The sequence below is a fragment of the Clavibacter sp. B3I6 genome (assembly GCF_030816895.1).
GTDB lineage: Bacteria > Actinomycetota > Actinomycetes > Actinomycetales > Microbacteriaceae > Clavibacter.
Genome location: NZ_JAUSYL010000001.1, coordinates 1,723,229 through 1,748,813, shown reverse-complemented (window position 1 = coordinate 1,748,813; position 25,585 = coordinate 1,723,229). Strand labels below are relative to the sequence as shown.

Annotated in this window: 25 protein-coding genes and 3 tRNA genes; 17 read left to right on the top strand and 11 right to left on the bottom strand. The window is 74.5% G+C overall.

Going from position 1 to position 25,585, the window contains the following annotated elements; translation table 11 throughout:
- Positions 1-97 precede the first annotated feature (97 nt).
- The 8 genes from QFZ62_RS08275 (at position 98) to QFZ62_RS08240 (ending at position 7,121) form a co-directional block, all read left to right on the top strand.
- Positions 98-182: transfer RNA gene (locus tag QFZ62_RS08275), tRNA-Ser, on the top strand.
- Positions 183-198: 16 nt separating this feature from the next.
- On the top strand, positions 199-1,455 hold the full coding sequence (locus QFZ62_RS08270) for an LCP family protein (protein ID WP_307504121.1): 1,257 nt from the start codon (positions 199-201) through the stop codon (positions 1,453-1,455).
- Between the two features lie 399 nt (positions 1,456-1,854).
- Positions 1,855-1,946: transfer RNA gene (locus tag QFZ62_RS08265), tRNA-Ser, on the top strand.
- Positions 1,947-2,085: 139 nt separating this feature from the next.
- A complete protein-coding gene (locus tag QFZ62_RS08260; RefSeq protein WP_307504118.1) occupies positions 2,086-3,546 on the top strand; it encodes an aminotransferase class I/II-fold pyridoxal phosphate-dependent enzyme in 1,461 nt (486 codons plus the stop codon).
- Between the two features lie 63 nt (positions 3,547-3,609).
- A complete protein-coding gene (locus QFZ62_RS08255) occupies positions 3,610-4,713 on the top strand; it encodes a LacI family DNA-binding transcriptional regulator (RefSeq protein WP_307504115.1) in 1,104 nt (367 codons plus the stop codon).
- 170 nt (positions 4,714-4,883) lie between these two features.
- Positions 4,884-5,582 (top strand): ThuA domain-containing protein, encoded by a 699-nt coding sequence (locus tag QFZ62_RS08250; protein ID WP_307504112.1) that lies wholly within the window; start codon positions 4,884-4,886, stop codon positions 5,580-5,582.
- A gap of 17 nt (positions 5,583-5,599) precedes the next feature.
- Positions 5,600-6,676: a Gfo/Idh/MocA family protein gene (locus QFZ62_RS08245; RefSeq protein ID WP_307507727.1), complete on the top strand. Its 1,077-nt coding sequence runs from the start codon at positions 5,600-5,602 to the stop codon at positions 6,674-6,676.
- 91 nt (positions 6,677-6,767) lie between these two features.
- On the top strand, positions 6,768-7,121 hold the full coding sequence (locus QFZ62_RS08240; protein ID WP_307504110.1) for a hypothetical protein: 354 nt from the start codon (positions 6,768-6,770) through the stop codon (positions 7,119-7,121).
- Between the two features lie 44 nt (positions 7,122-7,165).
- On the opposite strand, the gene QFZ62_RS08235 is transcribed toward QFZ62_RS08240, so the two are convergent.
- Positions 7,166-8,521: an alpha-amylase family protein gene (locus QFZ62_RS08235; RefSeq protein ID WP_307504107.1), complete on the bottom strand. Its 1,356-nt coding sequence runs from the start codon at positions 8,519-8,521 to the stop codon at positions 7,166-7,168.
- Between the two features lie 189 nt (positions 8,522-8,710).
- Here QFZ62_RS08235 and QFZ62_RS08230 point away from each other — a divergent pair.
- Positions 8,711-8,783, top strand: a tRNA-Arg gene (locus QFZ62_RS08230).
- Between the two features lie 100 nt (positions 8,784-8,883).
- On the opposite strand, the gene QFZ62_RS08225 is transcribed toward QFZ62_RS08230, so the two are convergent.
- From QFZ62_RS08225 to QFZ62_RS08215, 3 genes are read right to left on the bottom strand one after another with little or no spacing between them, the layout of a single operon-like run.
- On the bottom strand, positions 8,884-9,156 hold the full coding sequence (locus QFZ62_RS08225) for a response regulator transcription factor (protein WP_373425946.1): 273 nt from the start codon (positions 9,154-9,156) through the stop codon (positions 8,884-8,886).
- The gene (locus QFZ62_RS08220) at positions 9,153-10,265 is read right to left on the bottom strand and encodes a hypothetical protein (RefSeq protein ID WP_307504104.1); all 1,113 of its coding nucleotides are present in this window, start codon (positions 10,263-10,265) and stop codon (positions 9,153-9,155) included. Before QFZ62_RS08220 ends, QFZ62_RS08225 begins: the two co-directional genes overlap by 4 nt.
- Positions 10,262-10,675: a PadR family transcriptional regulator gene (locus QFZ62_RS08215; RefSeq protein ID WP_307504101.1), complete on the bottom strand. Its 414-nt coding sequence runs from the start codon at positions 10,673-10,675 to the stop codon at positions 10,262-10,264. Before QFZ62_RS08215 ends, QFZ62_RS08220 begins: the two co-directional genes overlap by 4 nt.
- Positions 10,676-10,838: 163 nt before the next feature.
- Here QFZ62_RS08215 and QFZ62_RS08210 point away from each other — a divergent pair, with 163 nt between their 5' ends.
- The 4 genes from QFZ62_RS08210 to QFZ62_RS08195 all read left to right on the top strand — a co-directional run bounded on the left by QFZ62_RS08210 (position 10,839) and on the right by QFZ62_RS08195 (position 14,590).
- The gene (locus QFZ62_RS08210; RefSeq protein ID WP_307504099.1) at positions 10,839-11,159 is read left to right on the top strand and encodes a DUF6412 domain-containing protein; all 321 of its coding nucleotides are present in this window, start codon (positions 10,839-10,841) and stop codon (positions 11,157-11,159) included.
- 103 nt (positions 11,160-11,262) lie between these two features.
- Complete coding sequence (locus QFZ62_RS08205) at positions 11,263-12,021, top strand: membrane protein insertase YidC (RefSeq protein WP_307504097.1); 759 nt, start codon at positions 11,263-11,265, stop codon at positions 12,019-12,021.
- Positions 12,022-13,148: 1,127 nt separating this feature from the next.
- Entirely contained in the window at positions 13,149-13,682 is a 534-nt protein-coding gene (locus QFZ62_RS08200; protein WP_307504094.1) for a hydophilic protein, read from the top strand.
- A gap of 134 nt (positions 13,683-13,816) precedes the next feature.
- Positions 13,817-14,590 (top strand): 1-acyl-sn-glycerol-3-phosphate acyltransferase, encoded by a 774-nt coding sequence (locus tag QFZ62_RS08195; protein WP_307504091.1) that lies wholly within the window; start codon positions 13,817-13,819, stop codon positions 14,588-14,590.
- Between the two features lie 296 nt (positions 14,591-14,886).
- On the opposite strand, the gene panD is transcribed toward QFZ62_RS08195, so the two are convergent.
- Positions 14,887-15,303 (bottom strand): aspartate 1-decarboxylase, encoded by a 417-nt coding sequence (panD, locus tag QFZ62_RS08190; protein ID WP_307504088.1) that lies wholly within the window; start codon positions 15,301-15,303, stop codon positions 14,887-14,889.
- A 273-nt stretch (positions 15,304-15,576) separates the two neighbouring features.
- Between panD and QFZ62_RS08185 the strand changes: the two genes are divergently transcribed.
- Complete coding sequence (locus QFZ62_RS08185) at positions 15,577-16,656, top strand: YihY/virulence factor BrkB family protein (RefSeq protein WP_307504083.1); 1,080 nt, start codon at positions 15,577-15,579, stop codon at positions 16,654-16,656.
- Positions 16,657-16,710: 54 nt separating this feature from the next.
- Here QFZ62_RS08185 and QFZ62_RS08180 read toward each other — a convergent pair whose 3' ends face one another.
- Positions 16,711-18,237 carry a deoxyribodipyrimidine photo-lyase gene (locus QFZ62_RS08180; protein ID WP_307504080.1) on the bottom strand — a complete coding sequence of 509 codons (1,527 nt, stop codon included), beginning with the start codon at positions 18,235-18,237 and terminating at the stop codon, positions 16,711-16,713.
- 146 nt (positions 18,238-18,383) lie between these two features.
- On the opposite strand from QFZ62_RS08180, the gene QFZ62_RS08175 reads away from it, so the two are divergent.
- Complete coding sequence (locus QFZ62_RS08175) at positions 18,384-19,778, top strand: glycosyltransferase family 2 protein (RefSeq protein ID WP_307504077.1); 1,395 nt, start codon at positions 18,384-18,386, stop codon at positions 19,776-19,778.
- Here the strand turns inward: QFZ62_RS08175 and QFZ62_RS08170 are convergent.
- The 3 genes from QFZ62_RS08170 to upp form a co-directional block, all read right to left on the bottom strand.
- A complete protein-coding gene (locus tag QFZ62_RS08170; protein ID WP_307504074.1) occupies positions 19,775-20,218 on the bottom strand; it encodes a MarR family winged helix-turn-helix transcriptional regulator in 444 nt (147 codons plus the stop codon). The genes QFZ62_RS08175 and QFZ62_RS08170 overlap by 4 nt on opposite strands.
- Positions 20,219-20,553: 335 nt before the next feature.
- Positions 20,554-21,324 (bottom strand): winged helix-turn-helix domain-containing protein, encoded by a 771-nt coding sequence (locus QFZ62_RS08165; RefSeq protein ID WP_307504072.1) that lies wholly within the window; start codon positions 21,322-21,324, stop codon positions 20,554-20,556.
- A 394-nt stretch (positions 21,325-21,718) separates the two neighbouring features.
- Positions 21,719-22,357: a uracil phosphoribosyltransferase gene (gene upp / locus QFZ62_RS08160; RefSeq protein ID WP_119403196.1), complete on the bottom strand. Its 639-nt coding sequence runs from the start codon at positions 22,355-22,357 to the stop codon at positions 21,719-21,721.
- 68 nt (positions 22,358-22,425) lie between these two features.
- On the opposite strand from upp, the gene tadA reads away from it, so the two are divergent.
- Positions 22,426-22,905, top strand: a complete 480-nt coding sequence (gene tadA, locus QFZ62_RS08155) for a tRNA adenosine(34) deaminase TadA (RefSeq protein WP_307507723.1) — start codon at positions 22,426-22,428, stop codon at positions 22,903-22,905.
- 18 nt (positions 22,906-22,923) lie between these two features.
- Here the strand turns inward: tadA and QFZ62_RS08150 are convergent, their stop codons facing one another.
- A complete protein-coding gene (locus tag QFZ62_RS08150) occupies positions 22,924-23,841 on the bottom strand; it encodes a cation diffusion facilitator family transporter (RefSeq protein WP_307504067.1) in 918 nt (305 codons plus the stop codon).
- A gap of 207 nt (positions 23,842-24,048) precedes the next feature.
- Between QFZ62_RS08150 and proC the strand changes: the two genes are divergently transcribed.
- Positions 24,049-24,858 (top strand): pyrroline-5-carboxylate reductase, encoded by an 810-nt coding sequence (proC, locus tag QFZ62_RS08145; protein ID WP_373425973.1) that lies wholly within the window; start codon positions 24,049-24,051, stop codon positions 24,856-24,858.
- 18 nt (positions 24,859-24,876) lie between these two features.
- Here the strand turns inward: proC and QFZ62_RS08140 are convergent, their stop codons facing one another.
- On the bottom strand, positions 24,877-25,545 hold the full coding sequence (locus QFZ62_RS08140) for a TrkA family potassium uptake protein (protein ID WP_307504061.1): 669 nt from the start codon (positions 25,543-25,545) through the stop codon (positions 24,877-24,879).
- Between the last annotated feature and the right edge of the window lie 40 nt (positions 25,546-25,585).

Below are 25,585 nucleotides of genomic sequence, written 5' to 3'. Positions count from 1 at the left end.
CGCGCGGCCACCCGGCCGGACCACCGCGGGCCGACCCGGCCACCGGTAGGATCCTCATCGATCGCACCTCGCCCGCCACGCGGGAGGGCGCGCATCGGGAGGGCTGTCCGAGCGGCCGATGGAGCCAGTCTTGAAAACTGGTGGGCAGAGATGTCTCGTGGGTTCGAATCCCACGCCCTCCGCCCGGAGAGGACCCGCATGAGCGACGCCCCCCGCCGCCCCCGGCGAGCCGCGACGACCCCCCTCATCGCCCGGCACGGCCGGCTGCCCCGCCCCGCCGCCGCCCGCACCCTCCTCGTCGGCGTGGCCCTCACCCTCGCGGTGCTCATGGTCAGCGGCGTCTGCGTCGTCGGCATCGCGGCCTGGGACCTCGACCGGTCGGTCCAGGCGAACACCGTCGACATCAGCGACGGCACCGAGCAGACCACGGTGAGCATCGGCGCGCTCGACGGCGGCTTCAACATGCTGCTCGCCGGGTCCGACACCCGCCAGGGCCAGGGCGACGGCTACGGGAGGACCGACGGCGCCCTCAACGACGTCAACATGGTGCTGCACGTCTCCGCCGACCATTCGCAGGCCACCGTCGTCAGCCTGCCGCGCGACATGGTCGTGCCCATCCCCTCGTGCGAGCGCAGCGACGGATCCGGGATGGCACCCGCCATGTCGGCCCAGCCCCTCAACACGGCGCTCTCCGACGGCGGGCTCCCGTGCGTCGCGAAGACCGTCGCCCAGTTCACCGGCCTCGACATCCCGTACGCGGCGCTCATCGAGTTCGACGGCGTCATCGAGATGTCGAACGCGGTCGGCGGCGTGCCCGTGTGCGTGGCGAGCCCCATCGTCGACAAGCACACCGACCTCAACCTCGCGGCCGGCCCGCACACCCTGCAGGGCAAGGAGGCGCTGCAGTTCCTCCGCACGCGCCACGGCGTGGGCGACGGCAGCGACCTGGGGCGCATCAGCAACCAGCAGGTCTTCCTGTCGGCGCTCGTGCGCACCATGAAGCAGTCGAGCACGCTGTCCGACCCCACGCGGGTGTACGGCCTCGCGAAGGCCGCGGTCGACAACATGCAGCGCTCCACCTCGCTCGACTACCAGACCATGGCGTCGATGGCCCTGGCCCTCAAGGACATCCCGCTCGACCAGGTGCGCTTCCTCCAGTACCCGGGCACGACGGCCGGCACCGGCGTGTACGCGGGCAAGGTCCAGCCGCTCAAGGCGGACGGCGACCAGCTGATGCAGCTGCTGCGGACCGACGCGACGTTCGAGGTCGAGGCGGGCAACACGGGTCTCGGCGCGGTCGCCGAGCAGCCCGCAGCGCCGTCGCCGTCGCCGTCGGCGAGCGCTCCCGCCGCGGGCACGGGATCCGGCCCGGCCGTCACGGCGCCGACGGTCCTCCCGCCGGCCATCACGGGCACGGATGCCGGCACGGTCACGTGCTCGAAGGGCTCCCGGTGAGGCGCGGCGGCCGGAGCAGGTGAGGGCGACGGGCCCCGCCGCACACCCTATGCAGCGAGGACCCGTCTATCTCGTTCAGCTTTCGACCCGAATCCTCCGCCGGACGAGAATCCACATCCTCGCCCACGGGGGGCTCGCGACGTCGTCGCGGGCGCGGGGGTGAGCGGCGCCGGTTCGGGGGATCCGGGACCGCGGCCACGTGGGCGAGCGGGACATCTCTGGGCTGACACATCGACACGCGGGGGGTAAGCCGGTCGGGTCCGGCACACGCGTCGAGAGAGACACTACGTGTCCGCCATATGGAGGACAACCGCGACGCACCCCCCGTTCGGGCTCGGCTGCTCCGGGACGAGGATGTCGAGCAGGCCCCCGCGTCCGGTACAGTGGACGGGTACGTCTGGAGACGTCGCATAGTTCGGCCTAGTGCACCACCCTGCTAAGGTGGAGTACCCGTATGGGTACCGTGGGTTCAAATCCCACCGTCTCCGCCATCTGCGTCATCTGCGTCATGATCCCCGTCTCGGTGCTCCCGGCAGGCTCCGCCGCCTGGTCCTCCCGTGCTCCTGCGCACGGATCCGCCTCCGACGCAAGGCCCTTGGGCGCCGGCGCGACCCGAGGTTCCGTGGAGGCATGGATCACCAGCGCGCGCCCGTCCTCGAGGCCATCGCCGAGCACCGCCGGCTCGACCGCTACGGCTTCACCCCGCCCGCGCACCGGCAGGGACGCGGCGTCGATCCGCGCGTCCTCGAGGTGCTCGGGCTGCAGGCGTTCCAGAGCGACCTGCTCGCGTCGTCCGGCATGGACGACCGCTCGTCCTCGCGCGGCATCCTGCAGGAGGCGCAGGAGCTCCTCGCCGACGCCGTGGGGGCCGACCGGACGTTCTTCTCCACCTGCGGCAGCTCCCTGTCCGTCAAGGCCTCCATGCTGGCCGTCGCCGGCGGCGACGGGGACATCCTCATCGGCCGCGATGCGCACAAGTCGGTGACCGCCGGGATCGTCCTGTCCGGGCTCCGGCCGCGGTGGATCTCCCCGCGCTGGGACGGCGAGCTGCACCTCGCCCACCCGCCGGCACCCGAGGACGTGGAGGCCATGTGGGAGCGCTGGCCGGACGCCCGCGCCTGCCTCATCACCAGCCCGACGCCGTACGGCACCTGCGCCGACATCGCCGCGATCGCGGAGATCTGCCACCGCCGCGGCAAGCCCCTCATCATCGACGAGGCGTGGGGCGCGCACCTGCCCTTCCACGAGGACCTGCCGAGCTGGGCCATGTCCGCCGGCGCCGACCTCTGCGTGGTCAGCGTGCACAAGATGGGCACCGGGTTCGAGCAGGGCTCCGCGTACCACCTGCAGGGCGACCTCATCGATCCCGTGCGGCTCAGCCAGTGCGCCGACGTGCTCTCCACGACGAGCTCCAACACGCTCATCTACGCCGGCATCGACGGCTGGCGCCGCCAGATGGTGCAGCACGGCACCGCGCTCGTGCAGGGCGCGCTCGACGTCAGCCGGCGGATCCGGCGCGAGGTGGAGGGCATCCCGGGGCTGCACGTGCTGGAGGAGGAGCTGCTGGCGGCCGAGTCGTCGCACGAGCTCGACGTCCTGCACGTCCTCATCGACCTCTCCGACCTCGGCATCAGCGGCTACCAGGCGGCCGACTGGCTGCGGTCCGAGCGGCGCCTCGACATGCACACGAGCGACCACCGTCGCGTGGAGGCGCTCGTGTCCCTGTCGGACGACGACGGGACGGCCGACCGGCTGCTGGCGGCCCTGCAGGACATGGCGACGGCGTCGAGCGGGTTCCCGGAGCCCGGGTCCATCCACCTGCCGCCGCCCGGCGACCTCGAGATGGAGACCGTCATGCTCCCGCGGGACGCCTTCTTCGGGCCCGTGGAGGACGTCCCCGCCGAGGAGGCGGTCGGGCGCGTGGCCGCGGAGCAGATCACGCCGTACCCGCCGGGGATCCCCGCGATCCTGCCCGGGGAGCTCATCGACGGCGTGGCGGTCGACTACCTGCGTAGCGGTGCGGGATCCGGCATGGTCCTGCCCGATCCGGCGGACGCGTCGGTGCGGACGATCCGGGTCGTCCGGCGGTGACGCACGCGGGGGAGCCCGCCCGCGGCGAGGACGTGCGGCCCCCGACGATCTAGCATCACCCACATGAGCGACACGTTTCCCGACGCGCCACGGCGGCCGGACCCCGACCACGGCGCCGGCACCACCCTCGGCCTCATCGCGCGCGAGGCGAACGTGTCGATCGGCACGGTCAGCAAGGTCCTCAACGGCCGCAAGGGCATCTCGCCGGCCACCCGGGCGCGCGTCGAGGAGCTCATGGAGCTCCACGGGTACAGCCGCCGCGGCGCCGAGCGCCCGCACGGCGCGCTCATCGAGATCGTGCTGGAGGTCGTCGACACCGGCTTCTCGGTCGACCTGCTGCGCGGCGTCTCCGCGGTCGCGCGCGAGCACGCGCTGAGCGTCATCGTCACGGAGCACGGTCGCGACACCGCGCTCGACGGCGACTGGATGGCAGGCGTCATGCAGCGTCGCCCCATGGGCCTCGTCCTCGTCTTCTCCGACCTCGCGCCCGCCCAGAAGCGGCAGCTGCGGAGCCGCGGCATCCCGTTCGTGGTCGTGGATCCGGCCGGGTCGCCCGCCGCGGACGTGCCGGCCGTCGGATCCACCAACTGGGAGGGCGGGCACGCCGCGGGGGAGCATCTGCTGGGGCTCGGGCACACCCGCATCGGCGCCATCAGCGGCCCGCCGCACCGGCTCTACTCGCGGGCGCGCATGTCGGGCTTCCGCAGCGCGCTCGAGGCGGCCGGGCCCGCGGTCTCGCTGGTCGAGGCGGAGGGCGACTTCGGGCGGGGCGCCGGGCACCGCGCCGGCGGCGGGCTGCTCGACGGCCCGGACCGCCCCACCGCGATCTTCGCCGGCAACGACGAGCAGGCCCTCGGGCTGTACGAGGCCGCGCGCGAGCGGGGGATCCGCGTCCCCGACGACCTGTCCGTGCTCGGCTACGACGACCTGCCGTTCGCCCGCATCGTCTCGCCCGCGCTCAGCACGGTCCGGCAGCCCGTGCGCGAGATGGCGGAGGCCGCGGCGCGCATGGTGCTGCGGATCCGCGAGGGGCGCAGCGACGAGCCGACGCGCCTCGACCTCGCCACGGCGCTCGTGATCCGCGGCAGCACGGCCCCGCCCCCCGGAGCGGCCCCGGCGGGGGAGGAGCCCGCGCTCCGCATGGACGCCGTGTCGTCGCCCGAGTGAAACGTTTCGGATCGTCCGCGCCCTGCTTGCCCCGGCCGACCGCCGGTGCGTAGCGTTCGAGGGGCGACCGGCAGCCGACCGGTCGCGCTCGACGAAGGAGTCGCAGTGATGCAGATGCCCCGCACGTCCGCCACCCCGCACCGCGGGTGCCCGATCCGGACGGCGCTCTCGTGACCGCCGCCCGCCAGGCGCTCGTCGTCCGCGGAGGCTGGGACGGCCACATGCCCGTGGAGACCACGGGCCTGTTCATCCCGTTCCTCGAGGAGAACGGCTTCGAGGTCCGCGTCGAGGAGGGATCGGCCGTCTACGCCGACGCCGACGTCATGGCCGCGACCGACCTGATCGTCCAGGCCAACACCATGACGACCATCGAGCCCGAGGAGATGGCCGGCCTCCGCGCCGCCGTCATCGCCGGCACCGGCATGGCCGGCTGGCACGGCGGCATCGCCGACTCGTACCGGAACACCGCGGACTACCTGCACATGATCGGCGGCCAGTTCGCCCACCACGCGGGCAAGGACCCGGCCGAGCGCACGGGCGAGCAGTCCGACAACTACATCCCGTACACGGTCGAGATGACGGAGCTCGGGCGCACGCACGAGATCACGCAGGGCATCGCCGACTTCGACCTCGTCACCGAGCAGTACTGGGTGCTGAGCGACGAGTACAACGACGTGCTCGCGACCACCACGCAGACGGTGCGGCCGTGGGATCCGTGGCACCGCCCGGTGACCGCGCCCGCCATCTGGACCCGCCAGTGGGGCGAGGGCCGCATCTTCGTCTCCGCCCCCGGCCACCGCATCGAGGTCGTCGAGGACCCGAACGTCCGCACCATCATCGAGAGGGGCCTCCTGTGGGCAGCACGCTGACGCACGACGAGGACGCGATGACCCTCGGGATCATCGGCGTCGGGAAGATCAGCGAGCAGTACTTCGCGGCCTTCGAGAAGCTGCCGGGCGTGCGCCTCGTGGCGGTCGCCGACCTCGACCTGGATCGAGCGCGCACGGTCGCCGACGCGCAGGGCGTGGACGCGCTGAGCGTCGACGACCTCATCGCCGACCCGCGCATCGACACGGTGCTGAACCTCACGATCCCCGCCGCGCACGCCGAGGTCGACCTCCGCGTGCTGGAGGCCGGCAAGCACGTCTACGGCGAGAAGCCGCTCGCGCTGAGCCCCGCCGAGGCCGAGCCGATCCTCCGGCTCGCCGAGGAGAAGGGCCTCCGCGTCGGATCCGCGCCGGACACCGTGCTCGGCACCGGCATCCAGACCGCCCGCGCCGTGCTCGACGCCGGGACGATCGGCAAGCCCGTCGCCGCGAACGCCTTCTGGGGCGCGCCCGGCCACGAGCTCTGGCACCCGGCCCCCGCGTTCTACTACCAGCCGGGCGCCGGTCCCCTGTTCGACATGGGGCCGTACTACGTCACGGCGCTCGTGACGCTGCTGGGACCCGTCACCCGGGTCCAGGGCGCGTCGCTCCGCTCCGACCGGGTGCGCTCGGCGGCCTCCGACCCCGAGGCGCGCGAGATCCCCGTGACCGTCGACACGCACGTGAGCGCCGTGCTCACGCACGCGTCGGGCGCGGTCTCCACCGTCACCATGAGCTTCGACGTCTGGGCGACCCGGATCCCGAACATCGAGGTCTACGGCACGGCCGGCACGCTCTCGGTGCCGGACCCGAACCACTTCTCCGGGCAGGTGCAGGTCGCCACGTCCGAGCAGCGGGAGTGGACCGACGTGGAGCCGAGCGCCGGCTTCGTCGACGCCGGTCGCGGCTGCGGCCTCGCGGAGATGGCCGACGCCATCCGCCGCGGCGTGCCGCACCGCGCGTCCGGCGACCTCGCGTTCCACGTGCTCGAGGTCATGGACGCGATCCTCGATCCCGCCGCGACGGGCGAGATCCGCAGCACCGTGGAGCGTCCGGAGGCCGTGCCGCTGGGCCAGCCGGGGCGCTCCGGGGACTGATCCCGGGCCGCGCGCGGGGAGATGGTGGGCGGCCTTCCACAACCCGGTCGCACGCCCGTTCCCGGACGCCGCGGCCGACTAGCCTGACGCCGTGACCCGCCACTTCTCGCAGTTCCTCTTCGCGCCGTACGGCGACGGGGAGGGGCTGCGCGCCGTGGATCCGCATCCGGCCGACGAGCAGATGCTCGTCGGCCGCGGTGCGCGGGGGGCCGACGGCGAGCACGGGGCGGACGCCACCGATCCCGCCGTGTGGCCCGCGCTCGCGGCGATCGGGTGGCCGCTCACGCACCGGCCGTTCGACGACGACGGGCCGGAGATCGCCGACGGCCGCTTCGCCCCGGCGGACGAGGATCCGGACGCCGAGGCCGAGGAGGAGGCCGCGGCGCACGCCGCCCGGTCCGTGCTGCTCGCCGAGGTCTACGGCTGGCCGCATCGCGCCGTCTGACGCAGCAGCCGGCAGGCGGCGGGGACGGCCGCCCGGTCGGCGCCCTAGGCGCCGGTGAGGACCGCCCACCCGTGCGCGGGCAGGCGGCCGTCGGCGCCGAGCGCGCCCGCCTCGACACCGCCGTGCGGCGCGCCGACCTCCACCGGCTTGTCGCCGATGTTCAGCAGGAGCCGCAGCGCGTCGGGCGACCCGGGCGCGACGCCGCCCGCGGCGCCCGAGCCGGACGGCCGGAGCGCGATCATGAGCGCCGTGTTGGTGAGGCCGGAGGTCTCCATGCGCGCGTCGACCAGCCAGGCGTGCCGGCGGCGCAGGCCGACGAGCTCCTGGTGGAGGCTCCGGATCCGGGCCGCGTCCGCGTCGTCGGGCAGCTCCTCCGGGGAGGCGGGGTACGCGGGGCGCACGGCGTCGTCGCCGCCCGCGCGGTCCTCCTTCACCCCGGTGAGGCCGCGCTCGTCGCCCGCGTAGATCGACGGGACGCCCGGGAGGAGGAGCAGCAGGGCGATCGCGTGGCCGAGGTGGCGGGGATCCACCGCGGAGGCGATGCGCGTGACGTCGTGGTTGCCGACGAAGGTCTGCGGCGTGACGGCGGGCAGCAGCTCGGCGTGGCGCGTGAGGGTCCAGTCGAGCTCGAAGAGGTTCCGCTCGGCGATCGAGTTGCGGATCGACTTCCACAGCTCGTAGGCCGTGATGGAGTCGATGGTCGACGCGGCGGCGTACCCGGCGTAGTCGCCGTGGATCATCTCGCCCGCGAACCAGGCGTCGGGGTGCCGCTCGCGGACGCGCGGCAGCACGGCCGCCCAGAAGGAGGCGGGGACGGCGTAGGCGGCGTCGAGGCGCCAGCCGGCGATGCCCCGGTCGAGCCAGTGGATCATCACCTCGGCGACGTGCGCGCGCACGGCCTCGGAGTCGTGGTCGAGCGTGACGAGCGCGCCGTGGCCCTCGAACCCGACGGGCTCGCCGGCCGCGTCCCAGCGGAACCAGGATGCGGCCTCGGATCCGGGCCCCTCGGCGAGGGCCTGCACGAAGCGCGGGTGGCTGCGGCCGACGTGGTTGAACACGCCGTCGAGGAGGACGCGCACGCCGCGGGCGGAGGCGTCGGCGAGGAGGGCGTCGAGGTCGGCGTCGTCGCCGAGCCGGGGGTCGACCGCCAGGTGGTCGCGCGTGTCGTAGCCGTGGGTCTCGGAGTCGAAGACGGGGCCGAGGAGGAGGCCGTTCGCGCCGAGGTCCACGAGGTAGGGGAGCCACGCGCGGAGGCGGTCGAGGCGGTGGGCGGGGGCGGCGTCGGGCTGGGCGGGGGCGCCGCCGTCGGGTTCGGCGAGGTCGTCGCGGGTCTGCGGCGCGCCCGTGAAGCCGAGCGGGTAGACGTGCCACCAGACGACGTGGTCGGTCCAGGATGCCAAGGGTCGCTCCTCGCGGTTCGGGTCGATCCAGCCTAATCAGCGGGGAACGGCGCGCCCGCCGGGTGGGCGCGGACGGACAGGGGCCGGCCTGCGGAGCGGGCTCGCGGCGCCGATTCGCGACGCGGCCCGCGAGCATGTAGTCTGTCTCCCGGCCTGATCGCCGCTCGCGGGGATCATCGCCGCACGACTGCGCCCGTAGCTCAACGGATAGAGCATCTGACTACGGATCAGAAGGTTGGGGGTTCGAATCCCTCCGGGCGCACAGCACCTCCGGGTGCGCATCTCTGGGTTGAGACAGAATGGAACGGCCCGCCACTGGCGGGCCGTTCTCGTCTCCCGGGTGCATCGCCCCTCGTCTCCCGTCAGCGCGTGGCCGCGAGCGGCTCCACGACGTGGTTCTCGTACGCCCAGATCGTGGCGTGCAGGCGGTCGCGCACGCCGAGCTTGTCGAGCGTGCGGCTCACGTGGGTCTTCACGGTGGTCGGCGCGAGGAAGAGCCGGCCGGCGATCTCCGCGTTCGACAGGCCGCGGGCGACGAGCACCAGGATCTCCCGCTCCCGCGCGGTCAGGCGCGCGAGCTCCGCGTCGGCACCGCGCCCGGGGGCGGGGCGGCCGTGGTCGAGGAGGGCGCTCACGGGGTCGGCTCCGGCGTGGGCGTGGGCGTGGGCGTGGGCGTGGGTTCGGGCGCGGGCGTCGCGTCGGGTGCGGGTGCCCCGTCGGTCCCGGCACCCGGGGTGGGTGCGGGGGTCGACGTCGCGTCGGATCCGGCGGGGAGCGGCAGCGCCTTCGCGAACGGCGGGCGCACCGGGTCGGATCCCGCGGTGGCGGACCCGTCGGACAGGGCGAGCAGGTCCCGCTCGAGCGGGAACACGTTCCAGGCCCCGTCCGCGGGCGACACGTACTCGCCGGTCGTGGGGTCCATGACGAGGCCGTCCTGCTCGACGCCGCTGACCGTGGTCAGCGGCTCGCCGTCCTGGTCGAAGAGCTGCACGCGGTCGAGGAGGTTCCCCTCGGCGTCGTAGGCGAAGAGGTTCGTGACCGCCTTGCCGTCGAGGGAGAGCCCCGGCTCCTCGTACGGCGGCGCGTAGGTGCTCTCGTCGACGTAGCCGTCGCTGCCCGACTCGGCGAGCGCGACCGGGACGAGGATCACGAGCGAGAGCGCGGTCATCACGCTGACGACCGTCCGCGAGGTCCGCAGGACGCGGTTCCCGGCCCACCGCCCGCGGCCCCACTGCACGCTGATGACGATGAGGGTGAGCAGCAGCAGCCATCCCAGGGGGCCGCCCGGGAGCAGCGTGAAGGGGTGGGAGGAGCCGAGGAGGACCGTGGAGACGATCAGGGTGCACTGGTACCCGGCCCACGCCCGCAGGAGCCACCACACGGGGCGGAAGACGATCAGCAGGTCGAGGATCGCGGAGAGCTCGCGGTTCCCGCGGACGGTGCGGAGCATCTCGCGCCCGGTCTCGTCGATCCGCTGCCGGAGCAGCGAGATCGGCGAGGCGGCGACGGGTGCCTCCTCCGCGCGCTCCGGAAGCCCCGCCGAGGTGCGCAGCTCGTCGGCGTAGAAGACGGGGTCGCCGAGCTCGAGGGCGCCGTCGTGATCCGCGGCCTCCTCCTGCAGGTCGGCCTCGAGGCCGCCGGTGAGATCGTCGACGTCCTCCGGGTCGAGGTCGTCGAGGCGGGCGCGCACGGCGGCGGCGAAGTCCCGGATGCGGCTGTCGAGGGCGGGGTCTGCGGTGTTCACGGCTTCTCTCCGATCGTGCGGATGTCGACGGATGCGGGCACGGGGCCCTCGCCGGCGCCGCCGGCCTTCCGGGTGCGGGGGGTCGCGGGGGCGGGCTCGCCGAGGAGCCCGCTCATGGCCGTCGCGAACGCCGCCCAGGTGGCGCGCTGCCCCGCGAGCAGCTCGCGGCCCTCGGGGTTGATCGCGTAGTACTTCCGGTGCGGCCCGCCCTCCGATGGCACCACGTAGCTCGAGAGCGCGCCCGCGGCGTAGAGGCGGCGGAGCGTCCCGTAGACGGAGGCGTCGCCGACGTCGCCGAGGCCCGCGTCGCGGAGGCGGCGCACGATGTCGTAGCCGTACCCGTCGTCGTGCTGCACGACCGCGAGCACGGCGGTGTCGAGCGCTCCCTTGAGGAGCTGCGTGGTGTCCATCAGCCGGTCTCTCTCATGCGTCGCACAGTATCACGCACTGCGCGGTACCTCGGAGTGCCGTGCACGACGGCGTGTCCACGAGGTCGCGGACGCGCCGGCGCGGGGGCGCTCCGGACGCGACCGCCCCTCGTGCTCCCGCCGATCCCGGTGCTACCGTCGGCGCATGCCCCTCGTCCTGGAGGTCCTCGGCCGCGTCCTCGCCCTCCTGGGCGACGTGGTGCTCGGCGGCGCGGGCATCTCGCCCGCGATCCTCCTCGCGGCCCTCCTCGGCGCCGCCTCCGTGGCCGCGGCCGTCGCGTTCGTGCGCGTCGCCGCCGCCCGCGGGCTGCTCGGATCCGGCACGCCGCCCAGGCGCCCGGACGAGGACGTCGACCTCCCGGTGCTCGTCTCCTCGAGCGACCCGGACGCCGACGGGCACGAGCGCTCGCGAGCCCCGGGCCGTCCGGCGCAGGTCGTCGTGCCCGCGCCGCTCCCGGCCGCCTGACCGCGGCCCGCACAGGTCCGCCGCCCGCGCGCGGCACGGGCCGGGCGCGCGCCCGCATGCGACGACCAGACGGACCCCCTCCGCTCTCGTCGCAAGGAAACCCGTGGACCCCACATCGATCGCCCCCGTCCGAGCCGTGCTCGACGGCCTGTCCCAGCTCGTCGTCGGCCTCGCCGACCTGATCCACCCGCTCGCCGGCGCCTCCGCGACCGGCGTCGCCGTCATCCTCCTCACGCTCGGCGTGCGGGCCCTCCTCGTGCCCGTCGGCGTCGCCCAGGTGCGCGCCGAGATCCAGCGCCGCCGCCTGGCCCCGGCGCTCGCCGAGCTCCGCCGCCGTCACGCCGGGGCCCCGGAGCGGCTGTCCCGCGCGACGCAGGAGCTCTACGCGCGGGAGGGGGCGTCGCCGCTCGCCGGCTGCCTGCCGTCGCTCGCGCAGGCACCCGTGCTCGCGGCCGTCTACGCCCTCTTCGCGCACGCGCGGATCGGCGGCGAGGCGAACGCGCTGCTCGCCGCGCCGTTCGCGGGCATGCCGCTCGGCGCGAGCGCGCTGTCGGCTGCCGGGCTCGGGCTCGCGCCCGTCGTCGTCTCCGTGGCCGTGCTCGCCCTGCTGGCCGTGGTGGTGGAGGTACGCCGCCGTGCCGACCTGCGCTTCCAGGGACCGCCCGCGGCCGCGGATCCGGCGCTGCCCGGCATGGCGGTGACGATGCGGGTGCTGCCGTTCGTGACGGTGGCCTTCGCCGCCGTCGCCCCGCTCGCCGCCGCGCTGCACCTCCTGTCGAGCGCGGCGTGGACGCTCCTCGAGCGGGCTGCGCTGCGGCGGATCCTCGGACGGGCGCCCTCCGCGGGGACGGCACCCGCGTGACGCGCCGGCCGGCGGGATCCGCCGGGCCGGCGGGCGTCCGGCGTCGGGCGCCGGTCTGCGAGGATCGAGGCACACCGAGCCGGGAGCCGCCATGACCTCCACCCCCGCGGGCGCCGTCGCCCTGCCGCCCACGCGCGTGACCTACCCGGCGGGATCCGTCGCCTCCGAGGGCACGGTCCTCCGCGTCGACCGCCGGGACGACGGCACGCTCGCCGTCGTGCTCGACGCCACCGCGTGCCACCCCGTCGACGCGGCGTGGCCGGACCAGCCCGCCGACCGCGCGGTGCTCCTCGTGCGCGGCGCCGGCATCGAGGTGCTCGACTGCCTGGTCGGCGCGGCGGAGACGGAGCCCGAGGGCGGCGCGGCCGCGCTGCACGTCGGCGCCGAGGTCCCGGTCAAGAAGGGCGCCGAGGGATGGGCCTTCGTCGCCGTCCACGTCGTGCCCGGCGACGCGGACGTCCGCGCGGGCGACGCGGCGGAGGTCGCGGTGGATCCCGAGCACCGCCGCGCGCTCTCCGCCGGCCACACCGGCTGCCACCTCGCCTCGCTCGCCCTCGACCGCGCGCTCGCCGGCGCCTGGACCAAGGACGTGGCACCCGACGCGCTCGGCGCCCCCGGCTTCGACGCGCTCGCCATCGGCACGTCGCGCATCGGACCGTGGTCGTCGGTGGACACCTACCGCCTCGGCAAGTCGCTGCGGAAGAAGGGCTTCACGCCGGCCGCGCTCCTCGACCGCCTCGACGAGGTGCGCGCGGAGGTCGACGCGACCCTCGCCGGCTGGGTCGCCGCCGGGCGCCGCGGCGCGGATCGAGCGCGAGGGCGACCTGCTCACCTCGCGCCGGTCCTGGGTCTGCGAGCTGCCCGACGGCACCGCGCGCATCCCGTGCGGCGGCACGCACCTCGCGAGCCTCGCCGAGCTGGCCTCCGTCACGGTGGACCTCGAGGTCGAGGAGGCCGAGGGCGCCGTCGTCGTGCGGATGCGCACCACCTGCGTCCCCGCCTGACCCGCCCCGTCGGGGACTCCGGTATCCCCGCACCTCCGCAGTCGGGTACCGTGGAGAGGCGCCGTCCGGCCGACCGGCATCCTCGGTCCGGCGACGGCGCGGCGATGGAAAGTGGTATCGAACGTGGCAGCAACCCCCGCGACGAAGTGCTCGGTCTGCGGCAAGGCGAACCCCGTCGGCATGGCCACGGGCAACATCCTCGACCACGGACGCAACCACGAGCGCTGCCCGGGGTCGGGCAAGCCGCCCGCGGTGTCGACCAAGCCCGCCTCGGCGGCCGCGAAGTCGGGCACCGCCCCGTCGCGGAAGCCGGCGAGCGAGGCCGCCAAGCGCGAGGCCTCCCGCAAGACCACCCCCGCGAAGGCCGCCGGGCCCACGCGCGGCGTCACCGTGCGCCGCGTCGAGGTCGACACCGAGCGCCTGCGCCTGCGTGAGGAGAAGCTCGAGCGGATCCGCCTGCAGCGCGAGGAGGCGGCCCGCCGTCGCCTCGGCGACTACATCGTGCCGCTCGACGCCGACGGCCAGGAGGTCCCCGAGGCCGACATCACGCTGGAGTCGATGGACGACGAGGCGCAGGCAACGGTCGAGCCCGGCGCGTCCAGCGAGGCCGACGTCGCCCCCGTCGCCGACGCGGACAGCGACCGCACCGACGCGTAGCCCGGGGCGTCGCGCGCGCGACGCACCGTTCCGCGGATCGACCCGCCTTCGGCCTCGTGCGCCCGGGTCCGCCCGGGTGTCCGCCCGCCGCCAACTCGCGGGACGCGCCCTTCTCGGCCCCGTAGGGTCGGAGCATGAGCCGCCGCACCCGCGAGCCCGTCTACGGGACCGCCGTGATCCTGGGCCGCGCGCTCTTCGGGTCCCTCCGCCTCCGCCTCGTCGCCGAGGGCCGGGAGCGGATCCCCGAGACGGGCGGCGCGGTGATCGCCATGACCCACTTCGGCTACCTGGAGTTCGCCCTCGTGGAGTGGGCGACCTGGCTGCACGGCCGCCGCCGCATCCGCTTCATGGCCAAGAAGGGCGCGTTCGACAAGCCGGGCGTCGGCTGGGTCCTGCGTCGCATGCACCACATCAGCGTCGATGCGTCCGCGGGCGCCGCGGCCTACGCCGACGCCGTGCGGGCGCTGCGCGCCGGCGAGCTGGTGGGCGTGTTCCCCGAGGCCGGGGTGAGCGCGTCGTTCCGCGTCCGCGAGCTGAAGACCGGCGCCGCACGGCTGGCCGCCGAGGCCGGCGTGCCCATCGTGCCCGTCGCGGTGTGGGGCGGCCACCGGCTCCTCACCAAGAACCGCCGCATCCGGATGCGCGACCGCATCGGCGTCCCCGTGCACATGGCCGTGGGGGAGCGGATCCCCGTGGCGCCCGACGCGGACGCGCGCGCGGTCACGGACGCCCTGCGCCTCCAGCTCCAGACCATGGTCGAGGCCCTGCAGGACGCGTACCCGGTCGACGGCCGCGGCGCGTGGTGGCAGCCGCGTGACCGCGGGGGCACGGCGCCGACGCCCGACGAGGCGGCTGCCGCGGACGCGGAGCGCGACGAGCGCCGGAGACGACGCGCCGAGGGACCTTGACCCCGCGCGAAGGCGGCGCCCGATCCCGACGCGGCGGGGGGGAATGAGACCGGCCCGGACCTTCGAGGCCCGGGCCGGACTGCGCACGTGAACGTCTGTTACCCGCAGACGAACCGGCTGGTGCGGTACCGCTCACCCGAAGAGCCGTACCGGATGCCTCCACGGTAGCCCGGGATCCCCGCGATCCTCCTGGATGCGCGCGTTTGTCCCCCGTTTTGGGGGGGACCGGCTTCTGTCCGTCGTTTGGGGGACCCAGTACAGTGGCCGGTCCTCGGAGGAGGGCGGGAGGCCTCGCGTCAGACCCGCTCGGCCAGCGGCGAGCGCTCGAGGCCCGGTGCGGGCGGGGCCGTGGGGTCGGCGTCGACGGCCCGGATGCGGTTCCGCGCATCCACGTGCACCACGTGCGGCTCGAGCGCGCGGGCCTCCTCCGTGGTCATCTGGCCGTAGGCGATGAGGATCACGACGTCGCCCACGTCCACGAGGTGCGCGGCCGCGCCGTTGATGCCGAGCACACCGCTGCCGCGCTCGCCCGCGATCGTGTACGTGTCGAGCCGGGCGCCGTTCGTGACGTCGACGATGCTGACGCGCTCGCCCACGAGGATGTCCGCGGCATCGAGCAGGTCGCGGTCGACGGTGACCGATCCGACGTAGTGCAGGTCCGCGTGCGTCACCGTGGCGCGGTGGATCTTCGCGGTCATCATGGTGCGCAGCATGGGTCCTCCACTGCTCGGGCGGCGTCCGTGCGCGCGGAGCGGAGCACGGTGATCGCCGGGGCGATCACGAGGACAACGCGCGGGAGCGGGCGGATGTTCCGGTGGGTGCCGGATCCGCGGGCGCGCGAGGTCCTCGGCGAGCATACGAGACGCGCGCCGGTGTCGCGGACGCGCGCGATCGGGCGGCCCGGTGCCCCGACGGGCTAGGCGCGCCGCCGTGCACGGGCCACGCTGGGGAGGGGTACCCGACCCGCGACCATCACGGAGGCACCAGTGGCAGCACGAGACACGGCCGGCACCATCGAGGACCGGCCCCATGAGGACGACGGGCGCAAGCCCGACTCACCGACCGAGATCGAGAAGCCGTCCTGGAAGTACGTGCTCCGCAAGACCATGCGCGAGTTCGGCTCGGACCAGTGCACCGACATCGCCGCGTCCCTCACGTACTACGCGGTGCTGTCGATGTTCCCCGCGCTCATCGCCCTCATCTCGCTCCTCGGCGTCTTCGGGCAGGGGCAGACCACGGTCGACGCCGTGCTCGACGTGCTCCGCGGCGTCGCCCCCCAGTCGGCGCTCGACCTGCTGACGCCCGTGCTGGAGGGCTTCGTCAACTCCCCGGCCGCGGGCTTCGCGCTCGTCTCCGGGATCGTGCTGGCCATCTGGTCGGCGTCCGGCTACGTGGGTGCCTTCAGCCGCGCGATGAACCGGATCTACGAGATCCCGGAGGGCCGGCCGTTCTGGAAGCTCAAGCCGACCCAGCTCGCGGTGACGGTCATCGGCATCGTGCTGCTGCTCGTCTGCGGCCTCATCCTCGCGATCTCAGGCCCCGTCACGGATGCCATCGGCGACGCGCTCGGCCTCGGCGAGACGGTGCAGATCGTCTGGTCCATCGCGAAGTGGCCCGTGCTCGCGCTCGCGATCGTCTTCCTCATCGCGATCCTCTACTACGCGACCCCGAACGCGAAGCAGCCCAAGTTCCGCTGGATGAGCCTGGGCGCGGGACTCGCGCTCCTCGTGCTCGTCATCGCCTCGGTCGCCTTCGCGTTCTACGTCACGACGTTCTCGGACTACGCGAAGAACTACGGCTCGCTCGCCGGCGTCGTGATCTTCCTGCTCTGGCTCTGGATCGCGAACCTCGCGCTCCTGTTCGGTGCCGAGTTCGACGCCGAGCTCGAGCGCGGCCGCCAGCTCCAGGCGGGCATCGCCGCCGAGGAGACCCTGCAGCTGCCGCCGCGCGACACCAAGGTGAGCGACAAGAAGGCCGCCGCCGAGCGCGAGGACGTCAAGCTCGGCCGCGGGATCCGCGAGCGGCACGACCGCGAGGAGCGCCTCGGGGAGCGCGACGACGCCTGATCCGCATCCGCACGACCGAGGGCCCGCGCGTCGACGACGCGCGGGCCCTCCGCGTCAGAGGTCCTTGACGACGTCGTATGCGGCCAGCGCCCGCCGACGCGACTCCTTGAGGTCGACGATGGGCGACGGGTAGGCCGCGAGCCCGCCGGCGGCCTGCTCGTCGGCGACGTCCTCCGCGCTCGCGACGAGGTCGCCCTGCGCCTTCCACGGCTCGTGGACGACGTCGCGCGGCGCGTGCGCGAGCTCCGGCACGTACGACCGGATGTACTCGCCCGTCGGGTCGAACTTCTGCCCCTGCAGCACGGGGTTGAACACGCGGAAGTAGGGGGCGGCGTCCGCCCCGGATCCCGCGACCCACTGCCAGCTCGCCGCGTTGTTGGCCGCGTCGGCGTCGACGAGCGTGTCCCAGAACCACTGCTCGCCGAGCCGCCAGTCGATGAGCAGGTTCTTGATGAGGAACGACGCCACGACCATGCGCACGCGGTTGTGCAGGTGGCCGTCCCGCCAGAGCGCCCGCATGCCGGCGTCGACGAGCGGCACGCCCGTCATGCCGCGCTGCCATGCGCCCAGGGTCGCGTCGGTCGGCTCCTCCCACGGGAAGCGGTCGAAGCGCGGCGTGAAGTTCCGGGTCGCGAGGTCGGGGTGGTGGTACAGCAGGTGGTAGCTGAACTCGCGCCAGCCGATCTCGGACAGGAACTTGGCGGCGTTGACGTCGTCACCGCCCACCGTGCGGCCGCGCGTGCGCTGGATCCGGTGCCAGACCTGGAACGGGCTCACCTCGCCCCAGCGCAGGTACGGCGACAGCCGGGACGTGGAGAGGGCGGCGGGCCGGTCGCGGTCCTCCGCGTAGTCCTCCAGCTCGTGCTGGACGAAGTCCTCGAGGCGCCGCAGCCCGGCGGCCTCGCCGGGGTCGCACGATGCGCGCAGGCCGCCGGCCCAGTCGGGCTCGGTCGGCAGGAGGCCCCAGTCGTCGAGGTCCTCCGAGCGCGGGGCTCGCGCGGGCGCGTCGAGCGCGTCGGGCGCGGGGAAGGGCGTGCGGGGCTCCGCCTGCTCCTGCGCGGCGCGCCAGAACGGCGAGTACACGCGGAACGGCTCGCCCTGCTTGTTCATCACGGTCCACGGCTCGACGAGCAGCGACCCCTGGAAGCTGCGCACGTCGAGGCCCCGGTCGCCGAGGTCCTTCTTGATCGCCGTGTCGACGGCGACCTCCGCTCCGCCGTAGCGCCGGTTCCAGAGCACGGCGCCGGCGCCGACCTCCGCGACCAGGTCGTCGAGCACCTCCGCGGCCTTCCCGCGGCGCAGCACGAGCGGCGAGCCGAGCTCACGGAGGGAGTCGCCGAGCCGCGACAGGCTCATGTGCAGCCACCAGAGCGCGGCGCCGCCGAGCGGGCGGATCCCGTCGCTCTCCTCGTCCAGCACGTACAGCACGACGATCGGCTCGCCCCGCTCGACGGCCGCGTGCAGGGCCGGGTTGTCGGCCACGCGGAGGTCGTCGCGCAGCCACACGATGCTCGGGCCGTGCGCGGGGGACGCGCCCTCCCGGTCGGCGGATCCGTGATCGGGGGCGTCGTCGTCGCTCATGGATCGAGCCTAGGACGGAGGCCCGCAGCGGACAGGGGGCCGGGTCGATGCGCGTCGACAGCCGGGCGGCACGTAATATCGCACCTGGCAGTGCGCGTCCGTCCGGGGCCGTCCGCCGACAGAGACCCGTCGACGTCGAGAGGCCCATGGACGATCCGCGCACCCCCTCGCCTCCGGGCGCGCCGCCCGCGTCCCGGGCGACCGTCTCCGCCGTCGTCGTCGCGGGGGACGCGGGGACGAGCATCGCGCGCACCCTGGCCTCGCTGCTCGGCCAGACGCTCCCGCCGGACCGCGTCGTGGTCGTGGTGGCGGGCAGCCGCGACGACACCTTCGCCGTCGCGCGGACCTTCAACGGCCGGCACGAGCGCGCCCGCCCCGGCGCCGGCCCGGCCGGCACCACCGTCACGGTGATCGACCGCGGCGCCCGGGAGGGCTCCCTCCGGTCCGCGTACGACTTCGCGTTCCGCATCGTCGGCGACGAGGGGCGCGTGCTGCTCGTCTCGCCCGACGCCGAGCTGGAGCCGCCGGTCCTCGAGCGCCTCTCCGCGGCCCTCGACCGGGACCCCGACGCCGTCACCGTGTCCGCGCGCGTCGATCCGCGCCCGAGCGGATCCCGCGGCCCGGGCGCCGGCGCGCTCCGGCTCCTCCAGCGGCACTGGGCCATGGGCGCCGTGGAGACCGGCATCGACCTCGGCCTCATCGGCCCGGTGCCGCTCGCGCCCGCCACCCTGCTCCGCCTCGCCCCGCACGACGGGACCTCCGGCCCCGGGGCGTCGGCCGACGTGATCCTCACGGCCCTGCTCGCCGGCGACGACCGCTCCGCCCTCGTGCCCGACGCCCACGCCCGGGTCGACACCGCCGTCACCTGGGGCACCATGCGCCGGCGCCGGGAGCGCTGGGGCGCGCACGTCACCCGCCTCACCCGGGGCCGCGCCCCCGCGGACGCCGCCGACCGGCGTCGCGCCCGACTGGCCGCCCTCCGCATCGGCGTCGGCCCCGTCCTCCGCGTGGCGGCCTACGCGCTCGCCGGGCTCTACCTCGCGGCCGCCGGCATCCAGGGGATCCTCGAGCCGCGGTGGTGGTGGGCCGTGCCCGTGCTGGTGCGGCTGCCGCTGCAGATCCGCACCCTGCGCCGGATCCGCGAGCGCACCCTCGCCGACGTCGTCTTCGGTGCGACTCACCTGCCGCTCGAGCTGGGCGAGGCGGTGTACGGCGTCTCCCGCATCCGCGACGGGCTACACCGCCTGGCGCCGCACCGCCGCGGGCCGGCCGCCGCCGGGACCGTGCCGCCGTTCTCCTCGCTCGACGCGTTCGCCGTGGGCGTCCTCGGCGTCCTCGTGGTCGGCGTCCTCGCCGTGGCGGAGATGGGCGGGCCGGCGGCGGCGGGCGTCACGACGGCGATCGGCTGGGCCGCCTGCCTCGTCACGGCGGCCGACCTGGTCCTGGCCCTCCTGCGCCTGCTCGTCGCGCGCGGCGGTCCGTTCGCCCGGCCGACCGTGCCGGAGGCCGTCACCCGTCCGCGGGCGGGATCCGCGGCCTAGGCCTCGGCGACGCCCCCGCGCAGCTTGTCCGTGAGCGCCCGGAGGGTGTCGAGCTCGTCGGGCGTGAGCGCCGCGCCCACGGTGGCCGCGATCGACTCCATGTGCATGCGTGCGACGGCCCGGAAGGCGGCGTCGCCGGCCTCCGTGAGGCGCACGATCGTCGCCCGGCCGTCGCTCTCGTCCCCGCACTTCACCACGAGGCCGCGCGCGACGAGCCGGTCGATGAGACGGCTCACGCTCGGCTGGGTCAGCAGCACGTGCTGGTTGAGGTCGCGGAGGCGGAGGCGCCCGTCGGGCTGACGCGAGATGTTGAAGAGCACGTCGTACTCGTTGAACGAGAGGTCGTGGCTCGGGAAGTCGGTGCTGAGGCGGCGCATGACGCTGACCTGGGCGCGGAAGAGCGACTCCCAGGCCCGCACGGCGTCCGCGGTCTCGCCCACCAGGCCTCCTCGTCGGTGCGCTGCCGGGAGGGTCTTCGGGCGGCGCTCTCGTGGGGAAGTCTACTGAGCGCCGCGGCCCGCGACCGCCTCGGGGAGGCCGCTCCGGCGACAGGGCCCGGAGACGACTGAGGGCCGACCCCAGAGGCATGGGGCCGGCCCTCTCCCTTGCACCAGGAGTGTCCTGCAATCACATTCCGTCTCCACCGCCACAGCAAACGGTGGGGACGAGAAGACTGTATAACGATCCCGTAACGCCCCGCTACCCGCAACGGGCCCGATGTCCTGGGAGTCCGCCGACAGCTCCCCCGGGAGCGACCGGACCGCCTCCCTCTGCCTCAGAACAGGTCGGGCGACTGCGTGCTGGCGTGGTGCACGGAGACGTCGGCGTGCCGGTCGAACCGGTAGCCGGCCCCGCGCACCGTGCGGACGATCTCCTCGTAGCGGCCGAGCTTGGAGCGCAGGCGGCGGACGTGGACGTCGATGGTGCGCTCGTTCGGCACGTCGTCCTCGTCGGCGGCGGACCACAGCGACGCGATGAGCTCCGCGCGCTCGATGGTGCGCCCCTCGCGCAGCACGAGGTACTGCAGCAGCTCGAACTCCTTGTAGGTGAGCGGGGCGGTGTCCCCGTCGAGCACGACGCGCTTCCGCGACAGGTCGACGGTGACGCCGCCGTCCGCGCGGTCCTCGTCCTCGGGCTGCTCGCGGTGCTGGGCGACCGCCGCGGGATCCTGCAGCGCGAGGCGCACCACGTCGATGTCGCGGCCGCCTGCGCCCTCGGGGGCGAGGGCGACGGCGGCGTGCGTCTCGACGCCGGGGGCGAGCTCCGCGGCCAGGCGCTTGAGCGCGGCGACGACGGTGCCGAGGTCGGTGCCCGCGGCGGCGGCCTTGAGCTCGTCGAGTCCGACGTAGATGGCGAAGCCACGCGCCTCGGTGCCCTCGGGCACGGCCCGGAGGCGGGCCGGTGCGGGAGCGGGAGCGGGTGCGGCGGCCGGAGCGGCGTGCGGTCGGCGGATCGCGGGGGCGAGCGGCGCGGCGGCGCGGAGGACCGGCGCGGCGGGAGCGGATCGGAGGGCGGTGCGGGCGGTGTCGATGGTCGCGAGCGACATGGCGGGAGTCCTTGTGATGATGCGGGTGCGGCGCAGCGTGGGTGCGCGGGACCTCAGGGGAGTGCGAGACGCCTCAGGGGGCGGATGCGCCGGTGACGGCGAGGAGGGTCGGCGACGGATGCGTCGCGGGACCGCTCGGGCGAAGGCGGCGGGTCAGGCCGACATTCGACAGGACATCGCGACACGGCCGGGCATCATCATGCCGGCGACTCCCGAGGCCTCGGAGGAGGTCAGGACGTGCGCGTTCAGAGTCATGGGGAGAGCTTGCACGGATCCGTGCGCCCGTGTCAACAGCGACGGCCGGAATCGTGCGGGACGCGCAGCTTCCGTGCGTGGACGGACAGCGGCACCCGTCCCCCGAGGGGGACGGGTGCCGCGGGCGGGGCGGTGCGGCTCAGTGGGCGGCGGTGCCGTACAGGCGGTCGCCCGCGTCGCCGAGGCCCGGGATGATGTAGCCGACCTCGTCGAGCCTCTCGTCGAGCGCGCCGAGCACGATGGTGACCTCGCGGCCGGCGGTCGCCTCCTCGACGGCGCGGAGGCCCTCGGGTGCGGCGATGAGGCAGATGCAGGTGACGTCGACGGCGCCGCGGTCGAACAGGTACTCGATGGCGGCGATGAGGGATCCGCCGGTGGCGAGCATCGGGTCGACCACGAAGCACTGGCGGTTCGAGAGGTCGGTGGGCAGGCGCTCGGCGTAGATGTCGGGCTGCAGGGTCTCCTCGTTGCGGACCATGCCGAGGAAGCCGACCTCGGCGCTGGGCATGAGGCGCATCAGGCCGTCGAGCATCCCGAGGCCCGCGCGGAGGATGGGGACCACGAGCGGCTTCGGGTCGCTGAGGGTGAGGCCCTGGGCCGGCGCCACCGGGGTCTGGACGGTGATCGTCTCGACCCGGACGTCGCGCGTGGCCTCGTAGGCGAGCAGCGTGACGAGCTCGTCGGCGAGGCTGCGGAACACGGGGGAGGGGGTGGTGCGGTCCCGCAGCGCCGTCAGCTTGTGCGTGATGAGCGGGTGGTCGGCTACGTGGACTCGCATAGGCTCCATCTAATCAGCAAGGGGGAACGCCATTGGACCTGCGCGTGCCGGGCGACTACGGCCGCTGGATGGCCGTGGCGCTCGACGAGGCCCGGGCCTGCGCGGCCACCGGCGATGTCCCCGTGGGCGCGGTCGTGGTCGACGCGTCGGGTGCGGTCATCGGGCGCGGGCGCAACCTCCGCGAGGCGCGGCAGGATCCCACGGCCCACGCCGAGGTGGAGGCGCTGCGCCAGGCCGCGGCGACCACGGGCGACCGCCACCTCGTCGGGACGACGCTCGTGGTCACGCTGGAGCCGTGCGTGATGTGCGCGGGCGCGATCCTCGCCGCGCGCGTCCCCCGGGTCGTGTTCGGCGCGTGGGACGAGAAGGCGGGCGCGGCCGGGTCGCTCTACGACGTGCTGCGCGACCGGCGGCTGCCGCACCGCGCGGAGGTGTTCGCGGGCGTCCGTGCGGACGAGTGCGCGGGACTCCTCGACGCGTTCTTCGCGGAGCGGCGGCTCAGCGCGGGCGCGGGCGCTGGCCCGGGCTCGGAGGCGCTTGCCGGCTGACCGGGCCGCCGTCGGGCGTCAGCGCGCGGCGACCCGCACGTCGGGCTCGAGGTAGATGACCCGGGCGACGGGCACCGCCTCGCGCACGCGGCGCTCGATGGCGTCGATCCCCGCGGCCACGTCGGCCAGCGAGGTCGTGGCGGGCATGGCGACCTTCGCGGCGACGAGGAGCTCGTCCGGGCCGAGGTACAGCGTCTTCATGTGGATGATCGACTCGGCCTCGCCCCCGGCGGTGATGGCGGCGCGGATGGCCGCGACGTCGGGCTTCGACGCGCCCTCGCCGACGAGCAGGCTGCTCATCTCGATCCCGAGCACCACCGCGACGAGGACGAGGAGCACGCCGATGAGCAGCGTGCCGATGCCGTCGTAGATCCCGTCGCCGGTGACGATGGACGCGACCACGCCGAGCAGCGCGAGGACGAGGCCGGACAGGGCCGCCGTGTCCTCGAGCAGGAGCACGGGGAGCTCGGGGCTCTTCGCGCGGCGCACGAACTGCACCCAGCTCTGCTTCCCGCGCAGCGGGTTCGACTCCTTGATCGCGGTGCGCAGCGAGTACGACTCCAGGGCGATCGCGATGAGGAGCACGACGACCGGGAGCCACGGCACGTCGAGCGGCTCCGGGTGCTCGATCTTGTGGATGCCCTCGTACAGCGAGTACACGCCGCCGACCGAGAACAGGATGATCGAGACGATGAACGCGTAGACGTAGCGGACCCGGCCGTAGCCGAACGGGTGCTCCTCGTCCGCGACGCGCTTGGCGCGCTTGCCGCCGATGAGCAGCAGGACCTGGTTGCCGGAGTCCGCGAGCGAGTGCACGCCCTCGGCGAGCATGGACGACGATCCGGAGAAGAAGGCCGCGACGAACTTCGTGATCGCGATGCCGACGTTGGCGATGAGCGCGGCGAAGATCGCCTTGCTGCCGTGGGATTCGCTCAAGGCGGGACCTCCTCGACCGGCGTGGACGGCTCGGGCCGCCCGGGCGCGCATGCCCCGGTCGACTCAGCCTAGCCACGCGGACGCCCCGGCTGACGGCCCGCCGATCCCTAGGATCGGGGCATGCCCGCCGACGCCGCCCGCCCCGCCGCTCCCGCCACCGACGACGCCGCCGAGGGGACCGGGCCCGTGCGCCTCCCGTCGCTCGCGATGCTCGGCACCGGATCCATGAACGGCGCCATCCTCGGCGGCCTGCTCTCGCCGCGCGTCGAGGTCGACGGCGACGTGCGCGTCACGACGCGCTCCGCCGCCAGCGCCGCGGCGCTCGACGTGCGGGACGGCGTCGCGGCGGCCAGCGTCGAGGAGGACCCCGACGCCAACCGCCGGGCGGTCCGCGGCGCGCGCATCGTGATCGTGGGCGTCAAGCCGCACATGGTGCCCGACCTCCTGCGTGAGGTCGCCGACGACCTGGAGCCCGGCGCCCTCGTGATCAGCGTGGCGGCGGGCGTGACCGTCGCGACCTTCGAGTCGCTGCTGCCCGAGCACGTCGCGGTGGTCCGCTCGATGCCCAACACGCCCTCGCTCGTCGGCCGCGGGGTGGCGGGGCTCGCCGCCGGGACGCGCTCGACGCCCGAGGACCTCGCGCTCGCCCGCGCGGTGTTCGCGACGGTCGGCGACGTGGTCGAGGTGCCCGAGGACCGCATCGACGCGCTCAGCACGATCTCCGGATCCGGCCCCGCCTACGTCTTCCTGCTCATCGAGGAGCTCACCCGCACGGCCGTGGCCAAGGGCTTCAGCCCGGAGGAGGCGCGCGTCCTCGTGCAGGGCACCTTCCGCGGTGCCGTGGAGCTGCTCGCCGCCTCCGACGACGAGCCCGCCGAGCTCCGCCGCCGGGTCACGAGCCCGAAGGGGACGACCGAGCGGGCCGTCGAGGTGCTGCAGGCGGCGGACCTGTCGGGCCTGTTCGACCGGGCGACCGACGCCGCGCTCGCCCGCGCCCGCGAGCTCGCGGCCGGCTGAGCGTCGCCGCCGCACGCGTCAGGACAGCGAGGCGAACCGCTCGATGTCGGCCGACGTGCCGGACACGATGATGAGGTCGTGGTTCGAGACCACCGTCTCGGCGGTCGCGTAGGTGAACGGCTTGCCGGGCGTCTTCACGCCGACCACCGTGATCCGGTAGCGGCGCCGCACCGACGACTCCGCGAGCGCCATGCCGCGGATGGGCTTCGGCGGGTACATCTTCGCGAGCACGAAGTCGTCGTCGAACTCGATGAAGTCGAGCATCCGGCCGGACACCAGGTGCGCCACGCGCTCGCCCGCCTCGGCCTCCGGGTAGATGACGTGGTTGGCGCCGATGCGCTCGAGGATCTTGCCGTGCGACTGGCTGATGGCCTTGGCCCAGATCTGCGGGATCTTGAGGTCGACCAGGTTCGCCGTGATGAGCACGCTCGCCTCGATCGACGAGCCCACGGCCACGACCGCGATGGAGAAGTCCTTCGCGCCGAGCTGCTGCAGCGCCTCGATGTTGCGGGCGTCGGCCTGCACGGCGTGCGTCACGCGGTCGGACCACTTCTGCACGAGGCCCTCGCTGGCGTCGATCGCGAGCACCTCGCGGTCGAGCCGGGCGAGCTGGCCGGCGGTCGCGGCGCCGAAGCGGCCGAGCCCGATCACGAGCACGGGGGCGTTGTGGGGGATGCGGTCGCCCATGGGGGGAGCCTCTCTGGTCCGGTCGATCGGTCGGTGCGGT